Here is a 15,029-nt window from a genome sequence, read left to right on the forward strand (position 1 = left end):
TTGGACCCGCTCGCCTATGTCAACGGCTCATTCGTCCCGCTCTCGGAAGCCAAAATCTCGGTGCTCGATCGCGGCTTCCTGTTCGCCGACGGCATCTACGAGGTCTCGGCCGTGCTGGACGGCAAGCTGGTCGACAACGCCTCGCATCTGGCGCGACTGGAGCGGTCGGTCGGCGAGATCAAGCTGAAGCTGCCGGAGACGATCGAGCGCATTACCGAGCTGCAGAAGGAGCTGATTGCGCGCAACAAGCTCGAGAGCGGTCTCGTCTACCTCCAGGTCACGCGCGGCGCCGACAAGGGCCGCGACTTCCCGTTCCCCAAGGGTGACGTCAAGCCGAGCCTGGTGATGTTCACCTCGGAGAAGGACATCATCAACGCTCCGGTGGCAAAGACGGGCATCAACGTGATCACGGTGCCCGATATTCGCTGGGAACGCCGCGACATCAAGAGTGTCGCGCTGCTGGCCCAGGTGCTGGCGAAGCAGGCCGCGGCCGAAGCCGGCGCCGGCGAGGCCTGGATGCTGCAGGATGGCTACGTCACCGAAGGCGGCTCGTCGTCGGCATTCATCCTCACCAAGGACGACGTCATCGTCACCCGCAAGAACTCCAACGCGATCCTGCCGGGCTGCACCCGCAAGGCGGTGATTGCGCTTGCCGAGGAGCGCCAGCTCCGCGTCGAGGAACGTTCCTTCACGGTCGCCGAGGCGCTTGCTGCCAAGGAAGCGTTCATCACCAGCGCATCCTCCTTCGTGCAGCCGGTGATCGCAGTCGACGGCAAGAAGATCGGCGATGGCAAGCCGGGCCCGATGGCCACGCGCCTGCGCGAGATCTATGTAGAGTTCGCCAAGGCGACGGCGGTTTAGGCGGTACACTCCGCTATCGTAGGGTGGGCACGGCGCAAGTGCGCCGTGTCCACCATCTTTCCATGAATTAGACAGAAGAGGTGGCCACGCTTCGCTTGGCCCACCCTACGAGACTGTCATCGCCCGCGAAGGCGGGCGATCCAGTATTCCAGAGACGCTTGTTATTGAACCGAGAGGCCGCGGCGTACTGGATGCCCCGCCTTCGCGGGGCATGACAGTTGTGAATGTCTCACGCCACCGACGCCTTCACCTTCACCGGATGCACGGCGCGGAACGCGATCGCGATCCTGTTCCAGGCATTGATGGCCCCGATCAGCATGGTCAGGTTCACCGTGTCCGCGTCGGAGAATTGCGCGCGAACCTGCTCGTAGACGTCATCAGGCGCGTGCGTCTCGGAGATCAGCGTCACCGCTTCCGTCCAGGCCAGCGCGGCGCGCTCGCGGTCAGTGTAGAGCGGGGATTCGCGCCAGGCATTGAGCAGGTAGATGCGCTGCTCGGTCTCGCCGCGCTTGCGGGCGTCCTCGGTGTGCATGTTGATGCAGAAGGCGCAGCCGTTGATCTGCGACGCCCGAATCTTGACCAGCTCGATCAGCGATTTTTCCAGGCCGGTCGACTGGATCTGCTCTTCCAGCGCCATCAGCGCTTTGATCGTATCGGGCGCGGCCTGGTAATAGTTCATGCGGGGTTTCATGGTCGTTCTCCTTTTCTTTGGTTGGAATCAGTGGGCTCCGCCAGCTGAAGTCTGGCCGGGCTTCTTCAGAAAGAATACGGCGATGAGAGCGACGATCAGTGCCATGCCGAGCAGGTAGAACGTATCGCTGAAGGCGAAGATGTAAGCCTGCTTCTGCACGATATGGCCGATCGCAACATAGGCGCGATGCGACGCGTCCGCACGGTCGAGGATGCCGTGGTTGACGAAATATTGCGTGAGCTGCTCGAGCCGCGTGCGTGTGGCCTGCTCGAACACCGAAACCGACTGCATCAGCACGTTGGAGTGATACTGCTCGCGCTTGGTCAGCACGGTCTGGAGCAGCGCAATGCCGACGGCGCCGCCGAGATTGCGCATCATGTTGAACAGGCCGGAGGCCGAGCCCGCGTTCTCGGCTTCGATTCCAGCGGTCGCCACCGCCGACAACGGTGCCATCACCAGCGCCTGGCCGACGGCGCGAACGACATTGGGCCACAGCAACTGGTCGGCGGCGTAGTCGTTGGTCATGTAGATGTTCATGAAATTGGATGCCGCAAACAGCACGAAGCCGATGCCGATGATGATCCGCGCGTCGAACCGCTGCATCAGGCGCGGCACCAGCGGGATCAGCAGGAGCTGCGGCAGCCCGGTCCAGGCCAGCACCATGCCGATCTGCTCGGCATTGTAGCCCTGGATGCGCGACAGGTATTGCGGCAGGATGAACACCGAGCCGTACAGCGCGATGCCGAGCAGGAAATTCGCGAGCATGCCGAAGCCGAAATTGCGTCGCACCAGCAGGCGCAGGTTGAGCAGCGGCTTCTTCACGGTGAGCTCGATGACGAGAAACGCGGTCAGCGCCACGGTCGCGATCACGCTGAGCTTGACGATGAATGGCGAGCCGAACCAGTCGTCCTTGTTTCCTTCCTCCAGCACGGTCTGCAGCGCCGAGAGTCCGATCGCCATGGTGATGATGCCGGCCCAGTCGCCCTCACGCAGCAGTGACAGCCTCATCGGTCTTGCCTCGAGCGCGTACCAGAGCATGCCGACCATGATCGCGCCGGGCACGAGGTTGACGTAGAAGATGTACTGCCAGCCGAAATTCTCGGTGAGATAGCCGCCGATGGTCGGGCCGATCGCCGGCGCGAACGTTGCCGACAGCGCGAACAGCGCAAGTCCGACCGGCTGCTTGCCGCGCGGCAGCAGCGTGATGATCAGCGTGAAGGCCATCGGGATCAGCACGCCGCCGGTAAAGCCCTGCACGGCGCGCAGCACGATCATCTGCGGCAGGTCCTGCGCCAGCGCGCAGGCGGCCGACAGAACCAGGAACAGGACCGCATTGGTGAGCAGATAGATGCGGATCGAGAACACCTGCGCGAGCCAGCCCGACAGCGGGATCACCACGATTTCCGCGATCAGATAGGACGTCGAGATCCAGCCGCCGTCGTCGATGCCGGCGCCGATTGCGCCCTGGATGTCCGCGAGCGAGGCGTTGACGATCTGGATGTTCAGCACCGCCATGAAGGCGCCGAGCGTCGCGCCGATCACCGCGATCCAGGTTTTGGCGGACACCGCCGGTGCTGCGGCGGGCGCGGGAATGTTGGCGGCGGAGGTGGCGTTGAGGGTGGGTTGAAGCGTGCTCACGGAAGCCTCGTCTCAATTACGGAGACAGGATGTATTAGGCGGACGGTTTCGATCATCGGGGAAGTTCTGGAGGGATCATCCGGCAGGATTTGACGATCCCGCCGGAGCCTTCCTTGCCTTCAGCCGCCGTTCGGGCGTGTCGTATTGTCAGCAAGGCGCTTCGCCGTCTCGCGTTCGGCCAGCACCGTCGCCTTGGTGTCGACGGTCGGCACCGCCGACATGCCGGGCCGCAGCAGGCCGGTGAGGCTGTGGTCGTCGAGCACGATCTTCACCGGCACACGCTGCACGATCTTGGTGAAATTGCCGGTGGCATTGTCGGGTGGCAGCAGTGCGAATTCGAGTCCGCTGGCCGGCGACAGGCTGTCGACATGGCCCCGCAGGGTCTGGTTGCGAAAACTGTCGACGTGCAGCTCGACCGACTGGCCGGCGCGCACATGCGTCAGCTGCGTCTCCTTGAAATTGGCGACGACATAGACCGCATCGAGCGGCACCACCGCCATCAATTGCGTGCCGGCCTGCACATATTGGCCGACGCGCAAGCTGCGGGCGCCGACCGTGCCGTCCACCGGCGCGGTGATCTCGGTATAGGACAGGTTCAACGCCGCCTGCTGCGCGACCGCACGGGCGCGTTCGAGCTGGGCAGTGGCCTGGGCGCGCTGGGTGGTGAGCACGTCGACCTTGCGCTGCGCGGCGACAAGGCCCGATTTCGCGTGCTGCAATTGCGCGTTGCTGGCGCGCAGCGCTGCATCGGTCTGCTGTGCGCGCTGGATCGTGCCGGAGCCGGTCTTCATGAGGTCGTCGTAGCGGGCGCGCTCCTCCTGCGCGAATTTCAGATTGGCATCGGCTGCGGCGACATCGGCAGTGCTCTGCGCGATGACGGGCTGCTGCAGCTCGAGCTGGGCGTCGATGTTGCGCACCGAGGCTTCGCCGGCGGCGACGTCGGCGCGGGCCTGATCCAGCGCCGCCTTGAAGTCGCGGTCGTCGATCCTGGCGAGGAGCTGGCCCGCTCTGACCTTCTCGTTGTCGCCGACCAGCACCTTGGCGATGTAGCCGGAGACCCTTGGCGCGATGATCGTGGAGTCCGCCTTCACATAGGCGTCGTCGGTGGTCTCGAGGTAGCGGCCGTGGGTCCAGTAATCGTGGCCGTAGTAGGCCATGGTTGCCGTGCCTGCGAGGAGGGCGAGCACCAGGGCCGCACGCCGGACCCTGTTCCGGACCGGGATTGCCGGCGGCGCCTTGGCGTAATCTCTAGTAATTTCAATCGCTTGCTGGAAGGTCTCGGTGCGGGGCATCTCGGACATTGCGGTCTCCTGTCGGCTCGCTGAGACTATCGGTCTTGCCGGCCCCGGTGATAATTGGCAAAATTCTGGAAGGATTATCCACTAGGGGTGGATAATCGGAGCCGTTGCCTCGGTTCGTGATGTCTACCGGGCCGGGGCTGCGACTGCCCCAGAGCGATTGCCGCCTCTGTCGCGCGATTGCTGCTGAGGCGTGCGTCCCCTTCGGCGAAGCCGCAAGCGGGACGCGACGTGTGTGAACTGATGATCCGGGGTGATTTCTCGCGATTGTCGATCAGAAGCGGATAATCACGCGACCATGGATCGATTGACCAGCCTCGAAGTGTTCAGCCGGGTGGTCGAGACCGGCGGCTTCTCCGCAGCAGCCCGCAAGCTCAACATGTCGACCACCATGGTGAGCAATCACGTGCAGGCACTGGAAGACCGGCTCGGGGTCAGGCTGCTTCACCGCACCACGCGCAAGGTCAGCCTGACCGAGATCGGCAAGGCCTATTACGACCGCGCCACGCAGATCCTCGCCGACATCGAACAGGCCGACGACATCGCAAGCGAATTGCAGTCGGTGCCCCGCGGCACGCTGCGCATCCACGTCGCCACTCACATGGTGCCGTTCGTGACGCCGGTGGTGGCGAAGCTCCTGTCGGCCTATCCGGAGCTCAAGATCGATCTGCGCATGGGCGAGGCCGATGTCGATCTCATCGAGGAAGGCTACGACGTTGCCCTGCGCATGACTCCGCCGCCGGATTCGAGCCTGATCGTGCGGAGCCTCGCCACCTGGCGTCACGTGCTGTGCTGCTCGCACGATTACATCGAGAAGCACGGCCGCGTGCAGAAGCTCGATGAGCTCACCGCGCACAATTGCGCCCGGCACTTGAACTATCCTTTCGGGGACGAATGGCGCTTCTTCGACCGCAAGGGCGCACCGGCCTCGGTCCGCATCTCCGGCAGCTTCGTTACCAACAGCGGCGAAGCACTGCGGAAGGTCGCGCTTGGGGGTGCTGCCGTCTGCCTGATGGCAGGGTTTCTCATTCAGGACGACCTCGAAGCCGGCCGCCTCGTGCGCCTGTTGCCGGAATATCGGACGGTCGAGCTGTCCATGAACGCGGTCTATCCGCATCGCCATCATCTGTCAGCGAAGGTCAGGACCTTCATCGACATGCTCGTGCATCACAGCGCCGAGCAACAGAAGCTAATCAACCCGTATTCGTGAGTTGGCGCATCACGCCGTAGGGTGGGCAAAGGCGCCCTTGCGCCGTGCCCACCATTTCTTCGTCATTGCGAGCGAAGCAATCCAGAATCCCGCCGCAGAAAGACTCTGGATTGCTTTGTCGCAAGCGCTCCTCGCAATGACGAGGGGGCGTAACGTTGGCCACGATTCCGTCAACGTGGCGACGGCAGTCTCCCAAACACGCTGTCGAGCGCGATGCCGATCGCAAGCAGCCGACGATCGCTTCCCGCGGGACCATCCAGCTCGAGCCCGATCGGCAATTTGCTGCTGGCGCCAAGCGCGATCGGGATCTGGATGCCGGGAATGCCGGCATTGCTGCCGGGGTCGGTGTTCTGGATGAACAGGCCGAAATTCTCGAGGCTGCTGGACTCGGGGTTGGAGGGAATGGCGACGCGCGGCGTGGTCGGAAAGGCGATCGCATCGAGCTGGTTGCCGGCAAAGGTCCTGGCATACAGCGCCTGCAGCGCTGGCCGTGCAGTCCCGATCGCGGCGTCATAGATCGGCCTGGCGTCCACCAGCGTACCATCGGGAGCCGGCAGCTTGCGCGGGATCACCAGGCCATCATAGGTGCCCTTCACGTCGGCGCTGGCGATCTCCTCCGCCACTGTCTCGATGCTGAGCCCGGTTCCAGTGCGCTTGAGATAGGCGACCAGATCGTCATAGGCCTCGTACAGCGCGACGGGAAAGCTGACCTGGCCGTCGAGCTCTGCCAGTTGCGGCATCTCGATCTCGACCACGACGATGCCTCGGGCTTTCATCTGCGCGACTGCCGCATGGAAGGCGGCCTCGGTGTCGGCATCGAGATTGGTCAGCATCGACCTCACGATGCCGACGCGGACCTGCGTCAGATCAGCCGCCACAATCGTATCGCCGCCCGCAATGACGCGATCGAGCAGCGCGACGTCGGCCATGGTTGCGGCCATCGGACCTGCGGTATCGCGGGTGTGCGAGATCGGCGCGATGCCGTCCTGCGGATAGCGGCCGACGGTCGGGCGCAGCGAGGCGCATCCGTTCAGGGCTGCGGGGACCCGCACCGATCCGCCGGTGTCGGTGCCAAGCCCGCCGGCGACGATCCGCGCGCCGATCGCCGCGCCCGTGCCTGACGAGGAGCCGCCGGCGATCAAGGCGCGATCATAGGCGTTGCGCACACCGAACTCGGCGCCGGTCTTGAACGCGGTGTTGTAGCCGGAGATGCCGAAGGCGAGTTCGTGCATGCTGGTCTTGCCGATGATGACCGCTCCGGCGTCGCGCAGCTTTGCCACAACAGGCGCATCGGCCTTCGGAATGTAATTCTTCAGCGCCGGTGTGCCGGCGCTACAGGGCAGCCCCGCGACCTCGATATTGTCCTTGATCACGATGGGCACGCCGCCGAGCGGCTTTGTCTTGTCGCCTGCCGCGTCGAACGCGGCCGCGGCCTTCAAGGCGCCGGCTTCATCCAGAGTGACGAAGGCGTTGAGATCGGCATTGGCTTTGGCGCGGGAAAGAGCTTCCGTCGTGAGCGCGGTGCTCGTCACCTTGCCGACGCGGAGGTCAGCTGCGGCCTGGGTCAGGGTCAACTGGTCGAAATCCATGATGCGTCACCTGATTGCGGAGGCGCCAACAGGGCGCCACTTAAAGTTCGGAGGCTGAGGCCTCACTGGTGCCGCGTCAACCGTGGGCGTGCATCTTTTGCGTCACCGATGTCGTCAAATTCGCAAGTAGCCGCTCGACCTCGGGCTTCACCTTGGCGATCGCTGTATCCTTCACCGGGCCGTAGCCACGGATATCCATCGGCGCCTTTGCGATGGCAACGAGGTCAGGCAGATGCGTCGCGTCGAGCTCCCGGAGCATCCGTTCGATCAGGCCTTCATACCAGGTGATCAGCTCCCGCTCGGTGCGCCGCTCGTTCGTATAGCCGAACGGATCGAACGGCGTTCCGCGCAATGCTTTCAACCGCGCCAGCATGGCGAGTGGCATCTGGATCCACTGGCCGAAGGCAAGCTTGCGCGGCCGGCCGCGGGCATCGTGCTTCGACGGCAGGAACGGCGGGGCGAGGTGATACTGGATGCCAAAACCGTCCTCGAACTCGCCCTTCAACTCGTCGAGGAAGCCGCTTCTCATGTGCAGGCGCGCCACCTCGTATTCGTCCTTGTAGGCCATCAGCTTGAACAGCGCGCGGGCGACCGCCACGGTCAGCGCCTGGCTGTTCAGGCCGGCTTCGGCATTGCGGACCTTTGCGACGATCGTCCGGTATCGTGCCGCATAGGCTTCGTTTTGATAGGCCGTGAGGAACTCGGCTCGCCCCGCAATGAGCTGGTCGAGTGTCTCGGCTTCGGGAGCATCGTCCGCCTTCGGCAAAAAGTCCGGATCGGCAGCTGCGATCCGGCCCCAGGCAAATGCCTGCTTGTTGCGGTCGACCGCGACGCCGTTGAGCTCGATCGCGCGCAGCAGCGCCTGCAGCGAGACGGGGATGAGGCCGTGCTGCCAGGCAAAGCCCAGCATGATGATGTTGGCATAGACGGCATCGCCGAGCAGGCGTTCGGCCAGCGTATTGGCGTTGATCGTGCCGAGATTGTCATTGCCGATGACCTGACGGATCGCGCGCAGGCGGGCTGGCGAAGCGAGATCGGCGTCGCGGAAGCGGACGATATCGCCGGTCGGCATCTCCGCAGTGTTGACGGCCGCACGCGTGCCGCGGCGATAGGTGCCTGACGCCTTAGGCGACGAACTGACGACGAGGTCGCAACCGATCAACGCATCGGCCGCGCCCTGGTCGATACGGACTTGATGCAACGCTTCGGGTGAGGCGGCGAGGCGGATATAGCTCAGCACCGGGCCGAACTTCTGCGCGAAGCCGGTGAAGTCGAGCACCGAGACGCCAAAGCGTTCGAGATGCGCGGCCATGCCGATCAGCGCGCCGACCGTGATCACGCCGGTGCCGCCGACGCCGGTCACCAGCAGGTCGTAGGGCCGGTCAAGTGTGGCGGGGGCGGGCAAGGGAAGCTTGGCGGCGTGGCCGGCCGCGTCGATCTGGCTTGCGCTCTTCTTCCGCCGCGTCGCGCCTTCGACGGTCACGAAACTCGGGCAGAAACCGTTGAGGCAGGAGAAATCCTTGTTGCAGGCCGACAGGTTGATCTGGCGCTTGCGGCCGAACGGCGTCTCCTTCGGCTCGACGCTGAGGCAGTTTGATTCGACCGAGCAGTCGCCGCAGCCTTCGCAGACGAGATCGTTGATGTAGGCAAAGCGCCTGGGATCGGCCATCTGCCCGCGCTTGCGGCGCCGCCGCTTCTCGGTGGCGCAGGTCTGCTGGTAGATCAGGACGGAGACGCCGGGGATGTCGCGCAGCTCGCGCTGCACGGCGTCCATCTCCTCGCGGGGATGAATGGTCACGCCGATGGGCAGGTCCGCCGGTGAAAACTGCGCGGGATCGTCCGAGACCAGTGCGATGCGTGCCACGCCTTCGGCGCGGACGCTGTGCGCGATGGCATGCACGCTGATCGGGCCGTCGACCGGCTGGCCGCCGGTCATGGCGACGGCGTCGTTGAACAGGATCTTGTAGGTGATATTGGCCTTGGCGGCGATCGCCTGCCGGATCGCCATCGAGCCCGAATGATAATAGGTGCCTTCGCCGAGGTTCTGGAACACGTGCTTGTGGCCGGTAAATCGCGATGAAGCAGCCCAGTTCACGCCCTCGCCGCCCATCTGGATCAGCGACGATGTCTCCCGGTCCATCCAGCTCGCCATGAAGTGGCAGCCGATGCCGGCCAGCGCCTTCGATCCCTCAGGCACTTTCGTCGACGTGTTGTGCGGGCAGCCGGAGCAGAAATAGGGCGTGCGCGTTGCGCCCGGGACGTTGATCGTGCGTGCGGCCTCCGGCATCAAGGCGGCGGCGCGTGCGGCGAGATTGAGGCCTGGAAACATCGGATCGAGCCGCCGTGCCAGCACGCCAGCGAGCGCGCGCGGCGACAATTCACCAATCCAGGAGATTAATCTTGCGCCGGTTTCGTCATGCTTGCCAACCATGCGTTCGGGCTTGCTGCCGGGATAGTCGTAAAAGTATTCCTTGAACTGGCTCTCGATGATGCCGCGCTTCTCCTCGACCACGAGGATCTCGCGCTTGCCTTTCACGAAATCCATGGCGTCATGCAACGCCAGCGGCCAGACCATGCCGACCTTGTAGACATCGATGCCGATGCTGCGGCAGGCCGTTTCATCGAGGCCCATCAGCCGCAACGCTTCCATCAAATCGAGATGAGCCTTGCCGGTCGTGACGATGCCGTAGGTCGCGCTAGGGATGTCGTAGATGTGGCGGTCGATCGGATTGGCTTTTGCGAAGGCATAGACCGCATGCTTCTTCGCTTCCAGCCGCTCCTCGATCTGCGGACCCGGCAGGTCGGGCCAGCGATAGTGCAGGCCGCCCGGCGGCGGCGTGAAGTCGGGCGTGCGGAAGAGGCGCGGCGGGCGCAGCGCGACGGATGCGCCTGATTCCACGATCTCCGAGATCGCCTTGAAGCCGACCCACATGCCGGAGAAGCGGCTCAGCGCGTAGCCATACTCGCCGAACGCCAGATATTCGCCGACATCGGCCGGATGCAGCGTCGGCATGAACCAGCTCATGAAGGCAACGTCGGACTGGTGCGGCATCGACGAGGAGACGCAACCATGGTCGTCGCCGGCGACCACCAGCACGCCGCCATGCGGCGAGGAGCCGTAGGCGTTGCCGTGCTTGAGCGCATCGCCGGAACGATCGACGCCGGGACCCTTGCCGTACCACAGGCCGAACACGCCATCGACCTCGCGATCTCCTTGCGTCTCGACCTGCTGCGAGCCCAGCACCGCCGTCGCCGCGAGGTCCTCGTTCACAGCGGGAAGGAATTCGATGCGGTCTTGCTTGAGGCGCTCCTGGATGCGCCACAGCTCGAGATCGATGCCGCCGAGCGGCGAGCCGCGATAGCCGGAGATGAAACCCGCGGTGTTGAGGCCGCTCGCCCGGTCGCGCCTCGCCTGGTCGAGCGCGATGCGAACGATGGCCTGCGTGCCCGTGAGGAAGACACGGCCCTCGTCGCGGTCGTAGCGGTCGGAGAGCTCGTAAGTGTCGAGTGATGGAATAGCGTCCATGGCGGACCTCGCACGGCATCCTGCCTGATGATGGAAGGGTATGCCTGGAAGGCTGGTAGGTCTTACCTATTTATCCCGTGAATGTCACAAATTCGGTAGAATTTTGCGCGAGGCCATCAAATTTGGTAGAGGTTCCCAAACTGGGAGGCTTCCATGATCGAAGAGCAGGACACCCGGATTCTCGCCCATCTCCAGAGGGATGGCCGCGCCACCAATCAGCAACTCGCGGACGAGGTCGGCATGTCCACCTCGGCCTGCTGGCGCCGGGTGCGGGCGCTGGAGGAGAGCGGCGTCATCCAGGGCTATGCGGCGCTGGTCGCGCGCGAGCAGGCGGGATTTACGATGTCGGCCATCCTCCACGTCTCGCTGGAGCGGCACGATGCGAAGTTCGTGGACGAGTTCGTGACGCGGGTGACCAAGCGCCGCGAGGTGCTGGAGTGCTTCGCGACCACGGGCGATGCCGATTATCACCTCCGCGTCGTCGTGCAGGACATGGCCGCCTACAACCGCTTCCTCGACGAGTTCATGTTCCGCATTCCCGGCATCCGCTACGTCCGCAGCAACGTGGTGCTGAAGGAGATCAAGACCAGCGTGGCGCTGCCGTTTTGAGACACGGGAAGTGCTGTGGGCTCGCACCGCTCTCGTAGGGTGGGCAAAGGCGCGTAGCGCCGTGCCCACCATTTTTCCGCAACCGAGATAGAACTTGTGAATACGCTGACGCTTCCCCGTCATTGCGAGCGCAGCGAAGCAATCCAGAGTCTTTCCGCAGAGGCAGTCTGGATTGCTTCGCTGCGCTCGCAATGACGTTGTGGGTGCACCGCATTCATACGGGGCGCATGTGATGGTGGGCACGCTTCGCTTTGCCCACTCTACGGCACCTTCGTTACCGCTGCTCCCGCACGAACCTGTTCCGCAACGTCCCGACCCCGGTGATCTCGATCTCCACGACATCGCCGTGCTTGATGTCGGGCGAGGCGCCGTCGGTCCCCATCCAGATCACGTCGCCCGGCCATAGCGTAAAATACTTGGTCAGCTCGACCAGGAACGGCACCACGCCGAAGATCATGTCGTTGGTGTAGAAGCGGTTGGTCTCCTTGCCATTGACCCGGACAATCGTTTGCATTTTGGCGAGATTGGCATCGGTCTCGATCCACGGGCCCATCGGCTTGAACGTATCGGCGTTCTTCGAGCGCCACAGGCTGCGATCGGCCTTCTGCCAGCTGCGTTCGCTGACATCGTTGCCGATGGTGTAGCCGAACACGCAGTCCATCGCGTTCTCTTTGGTGAGGTGCTTCACCTTCTTGCCGATGACGACGACGAGTTCGCCTTCATAGTGGATCTTGTCCGTCGCCAAGGGCGGGATCACGACCTCCTCGTCATGCGCGATCAGCGCGTTCTGCGCGCGATAGCCGATCTCGGGCCTATCAGGCACGGCCGGCACCTCGCCGCGCTTGTCGGCGGCTTCCTTCAGGTGCTTCAGATAGTTCAGGCCGACACAATAGAAGGTACGCGGGATCAGCGGCAGCTCGATCTTGACGTCGCCAAGCGGATGCGTGCGCGAGGTGCGCTGCCATTCGCCGAATGGATCGCCGTCGATCGCGGTGACCTGATCGCCTTCGATGATCCCCCAGGAGGTCTTGTCCGCGGCGGTGAATTTCAGCCAGCGCATGGTGTCTCCTCGTCGTTATTCCGCGGCATCGCGCGGCTGCACCTTCCAGGCCCCGGCCGCCGGCCGCTTGAGCCCGAGATTTTCCCGCAACGTCTTGCCGCGATAGTCCTTCTGGAACAACCCGCGGCGTTGCAGCTCCGGCACGACGTGTTGCACAAAGTCCGCGTAGGAGCCGGGCACATAGGTCGCGGCGATGACAAAACCGTCGCAGCCGCGCTCGACGAACATTTCCTCTAACTTGTCGGCGATCTCCTTGGGGCCGCCGACCATGGCGTCCTGCACCTGGCCGCGGCCGGAGAAGGTGACGAAGTCGCGCGCGCTCGGGTTGCTCTTGCCTGAATTCTTCAGCACGCCGTCGCGGATGCCCAGTATGCCCTGCAAGCTCTTGAGCTCTTCTGTCGTCAGGGGCTCGTCGAGATCCTTGGAGGCGAAATCGTAATTGAGCGCTTCGGCGAGCAGCGACAGCGCGTCGATCTGCAGCGGCAGCTTGTTGATCAGCGCCATCTTGTCCTCGGCTTCGGCCTTGGTCGCGGCGCAGACCGGCGTCGTCAGGTTGCAGAGGAACATCTGGTCGGGATCGCGGCCGACCTTGGCGGCTTCGTTGCGTACGGCCGCATAGCCATCCTTGGCGGCGGCGAGGTTGCGCGCGGCGGTGAAGATCACCTCGCCCCAGCGGCCGGCAAAGCGCTGGCCACGGCCCGATGCGCCGGCCTGGATGATCACGGGGTGACCCTGCTGCGATCGCGGCACGGTGAACGGGCCGCGGGATTTGAACGCCGGCCCCTTATGATCGAGCCGCTTCACCTTGGTGGGATCGGCAAAGCGGCCGCTTGTCTTGTCCATGATGAGCGCGCTGTCCTCCCAGGTGTCCCAATGGCCGAGCACGACCTCCATGAACTCGTCGGCGCGGTCATAGCGGGAATCATGTTCGGGATGGGAGTCGCGCCCCATATTGAGGGCTTCACCGTCATTGAGCGAGGTGACGACGTTCCATCCCGCGCGCCCGCCCGACATCAGATCGAGCGTTGCGAAGCGGCGGGCGACGTCGAAGGGCTCGTAATAGGTGGTCGAGCAGGTTGCGCCAAGGCCGAGCCTCTCGGTGACCATGCTCATCGTGGTCAGCACGATCAGCGGGTCCATCTTCACGCAGCGGATGCCGTATTCGACGGTGTGGGCGTGGTCGTTGCCATAACGGTCCGGCATCGCCAGGCGATCGTCGAAGAAAGCCATGTGGAACTTGCCGGCTTCGAGGATCCTGGCGATCTCCTGATAGTAATCCGCGGACATGGAGTCGTCGCGCGAGTCCGGATGCCGCCACGAGCTCGGCAAGTTGGTGCAGTTTTGCGCCTGGAGGAAGCCGACCAGTACCATCTGCCGCGTCATGCTGCTGTTCTCCGAATTGCATCAGGCCAGATTGAGGACCGTGTCGAGCCGGTAGTCGCGCGCCAGCGTGCGCAGCTTCTCCCAGGTGGCATCCTCGACATCGATGCCGTCGCGCAGCCGCTGCTGTTCGCGCAGGCCCTCGATCTCGCCGGGATAGTAGACGCCCTTGCTGCCTTCGGACGGCGGCGTCGATTTCAGATAGCGTGCGAACTCGGCGACCTCGCGCTTGAACTCCTGCAGCGGGCGGAATGCAGCGACGTTGAACACGGCCATGAAGCAGCCGTCATTGTGCCGTCCCGTCGGCTCGACGCCGAAGCCGAGGCCGGTAAGCAGGCCGCAGAGCACCTCGACCATGGCGGCGAGGCCGCTGCCCTTGTAGCCCTCGGTGCCGCCGAGCGGCAGCAGGGCGCCGCCCTTGCGATATTGGCTGGGGTCGGTGGTGTGCCGCCCCTCGGCATCGATGATCCATCCGGTGGGGATTTCCTCGCCACGCGCGACCGCGAGCTGGATCTTGCCGGCCGCGACCGCCGAGGTCGCCATATCCAGGTAGAAGGGTGTATCAAGATCGCACGGCACCGCGATCGAGATCGGATTGGTGCCGAGCCGCGCCTCCTTGCCGCCGAACGGGGCCACGTGTTTCGGCGAGCGGCCGGAATCCGCCGTCGCAATCCCGATCATGCCCTCGCGCATTGCCATCAAGGGGTAGGCCGCGAGGCGGCCGACATGACTTTGCCGGAATACGGTGCAGGCCGCGACGTTCGCCGTCTTCGCCTTCTCGATCGTCAGCGCCATGGCTTTGGCGTTGACGTGGAAGCCGAAGCCCCAATGGCCGTCGATCACCGTCGTGGTCGGCGATTCCTGGACGATGGTCCATTTTGCGCCGGGCACGATGTGCCCTGCCTTGATGCGATCGATATAGGTGGGAACGGCGATCACGCCGTGGGAATCGTGGCCGGCGAGATTGGCGTTGACGCAGCCGATCGCGACGGCGTCGGCCTCTTCCTCGGAAGCTCCGGCCGCCTGGAGCAGCGCGGCGCTGATGCGCGTGAGGCGGTCGGCCCTGACGATTGGCATGACGTTTCCCCGGCTTGGTGCCCTTAACGGGCTGCTTGTTGGGCGCCATCGTCTCAAAGCGCGGGAGCGATATCAATCTCCCGTAAACCA

11 protein-coding genes are annotated in these 15,029 nt (G+C 64.2%); 3 read left to right on the forward strand and 8 right to left on the reverse strand.

The window, feature by feature from the left end; translation table 11 throughout:
* Positions 1–861, forward strand: coding sequence for a D-amino-acid transaminase (locus tag GGD63_RS13625; RefSeq protein WP_183242701.1), 861 nt, complete (start codon positions 1–3; stop codon positions 859–861).
* Positions 862–1,090: 229 nt separating this feature from the next.
* Here GGD63_RS13625 and GGD63_RS13630 read toward each other — a convergent pair whose 3' ends face one another.
* The 3 genes from GGD63_RS13630 to GGD63_RS13640 all read right to left on the reverse strand — a co-directional run bounded on the left by GGD63_RS13630 (position 1,091) and on the right by GGD63_RS13640 (position 4,491).
* The gene (locus tag GGD63_RS13630) at positions 1,091–1,552 is read right to left on the reverse strand and encodes a carboxymuconolactone decarboxylase family protein (protein WP_183242703.1); all 462 of its coding nucleotides are present in this window, start codon (positions 1,550–1,552) and stop codon (positions 1,091–1,093) included.
* Positions 1,553–1,579: 27 nt separating this feature from the next.
* Positions 1,580–3,190: an MDR family MFS transporter gene (locus GGD63_RS13635; RefSeq protein WP_183242704.1), complete on the reverse strand. Its 1,611-nt coding sequence runs from the start codon at positions 3,188–3,190 to the stop codon at positions 1,580–1,582.
* Positions 3,191–3,309: 119 nt separating this feature from the next.
* A complete protein-coding gene (locus GGD63_RS13640) occupies positions 3,310–4,491 on the reverse strand; it encodes an HlyD family secretion protein (protein ID WP_183242707.1) in 1,182 nt (393 codons plus the stop codon).
* Between the two features lie 295 nt (positions 4,492–4,786).
* Between GGD63_RS13640 and GGD63_RS13645 the strand changes: the two genes are divergently transcribed.
* On the forward strand, positions 4,787–5,698 hold the full coding sequence (locus GGD63_RS13645; RefSeq protein ID WP_183242709.1) for a LysR family transcriptional regulator: 912 nt from the start codon (positions 4,787–4,789) through the stop codon (positions 5,696–5,698).
* A 170-nt stretch (positions 5,699–5,868) separates the two neighbouring features.
* On the opposite strand, the gene iaaH is transcribed toward GGD63_RS13645, so the two are convergent.
* Together iaaH and GGD63_RS13655 are read right to left on the reverse strand one after the other, a co-directional pair.
* The gene (gene iaaH, locus GGD63_RS13650; protein WP_183242711.1) at positions 5,869–7,287 is read right to left on the reverse strand and encodes an indoleacetamide hydrolase; all 1,419 of its coding nucleotides are present in this window, start codon (positions 7,285–7,287) and stop codon (positions 5,869–5,871) included.
* 76 nt (positions 7,288–7,363) lie between these two features.
* Complete coding sequence (locus GGD63_RS13655) at positions 7,364–10,813, reverse strand: indolepyruvate ferredoxin oxidoreductase family protein (protein ID WP_183242713.1); 3,450 nt, start codon at positions 10,811–10,813, stop codon at positions 7,364–7,366.
* A 153-nt stretch (positions 10,814–10,966) separates the two neighbouring features.
* Here GGD63_RS13655 and GGD63_RS13660 point away from each other — a divergent pair, with 153 nt between their 5' ends.
* A complete protein-coding gene (locus GGD63_RS13660; protein ID WP_183242715.1) occupies positions 10,967–11,422 on the forward strand; it encodes an Lrp/AsnC family transcriptional regulator in 456 nt (151 codons plus the stop codon).
* A 274-nt stretch (positions 11,423–11,696) separates the two neighbouring features.
* Here GGD63_RS13660 and GGD63_RS13665 read toward each other — a convergent pair whose 3' ends face one another.
* The 3 genes from GGD63_RS13665 to GGD63_RS13675 are packed head-to-tail and all read right to left on the reverse strand — an operon-like array spanning position 11,697 to position 14,939.
* Positions 11,697–12,482, reverse strand: coding sequence for a fumarylacetoacetate hydrolase family protein (locus GGD63_RS13665; protein WP_183242717.1), 786 nt, complete (start codon positions 12,480–12,482; stop codon positions 11,697–11,699).
* 15 nt (positions 12,483–12,497) lie between these two features.
* Positions 12,498–13,865, reverse strand: coding sequence for an LLM class flavin-dependent oxidoreductase (locus GGD63_RS13670; RefSeq protein WP_183242718.1), 1,368 nt, complete (start codon positions 13,863–13,865; stop codon positions 12,498–12,500).
* Positions 13,866–13,886: 21 nt separating this feature from the next.
* A complete protein-coding gene (locus GGD63_RS13675) occupies positions 13,887–14,939 on the reverse strand; it encodes an Ldh family oxidoreductase (protein WP_183242720.1) in 1,053 nt (350 codons plus the stop codon).
* Positions 14,940–15,029 lie beyond the last annotated feature (90 nt).

The sequence above is a fragment of the Bradyrhizobium sp. cir1 genome (genome assembly GCF_014198245.1).
Lineage (GTDB): Bacteria > Pseudomonadota > Alphaproteobacteria > Rhizobiales > Xanthobacteraceae > Bradyrhizobium.

What these genes read in the sequence shown, in the direction of transcription:
- GGD63_RS13665 (WP_183242717.1), bottom strand. Translation starts at nt 12,482, where the DNA reads ATGCGCTGGCTGAAATTCACCGCCGCGGACAAGACCTCCTGGGGGATC.
- GGD63_RS13640 (WP_183242707.1), bottom strand. Translation starts at nt 4,491, where the DNA reads ATGTCCGAGATGCCCCGCACCGAGACCTTCCAGCAAGCGATTGAAATT.
- GGD63_RS13655 (WP_183242713.1), bottom strand. Translation starts at nt 10,813, where the DNA reads ATGGACGCTATTCCATCACTCGACACTTACGAGCTCTCCGACCGCTAC.
- iaaH (WP_183242711.1), bottom strand. Translation starts at nt 7,287, where the DNA reads ATGGATTTCGACCAGTTGACCCTGACCCAGGCCGCAGCTGACCTCCGC.
- GGD63_RS13675 (WP_183242720.1), bottom strand. Translation starts at nt 14,939, where the DNA reads ATGCCAATCGTCAGGGCCGACCGCCTCACGCGCATCAGCGCCGCGCTG.
- GGD63_RS13670 (WP_183242718.1), bottom strand. Translation starts at nt 13,865, where the DNA reads ATGACGCGGCAGATGGTACTGGTCGGCTTCCTCCAGGCGCAAAACTGC.
- GGD63_RS13645 (WP_183242709.1), top strand. Translation starts at nt 4,787, where the DNA reads ATGGATCGATTGACCAGCCTCGAAGTGTTCAGCCGGGTGGTCGAGACC.
- GGD63_RS13660 (WP_183242715.1), top strand. Translation starts at nt 10,967, where the DNA reads ATGATCGAAGAGCAGGACACCCGGATTCTCGCCCATCTCCAGAGGGAT.
- GGD63_RS13630 (WP_183242703.1), bottom strand. Translation starts at nt 1,552, where the DNA reads ATGAAACCCCGCATGAACTATTACCAGGCCGCGCCCGATACGATCAAA.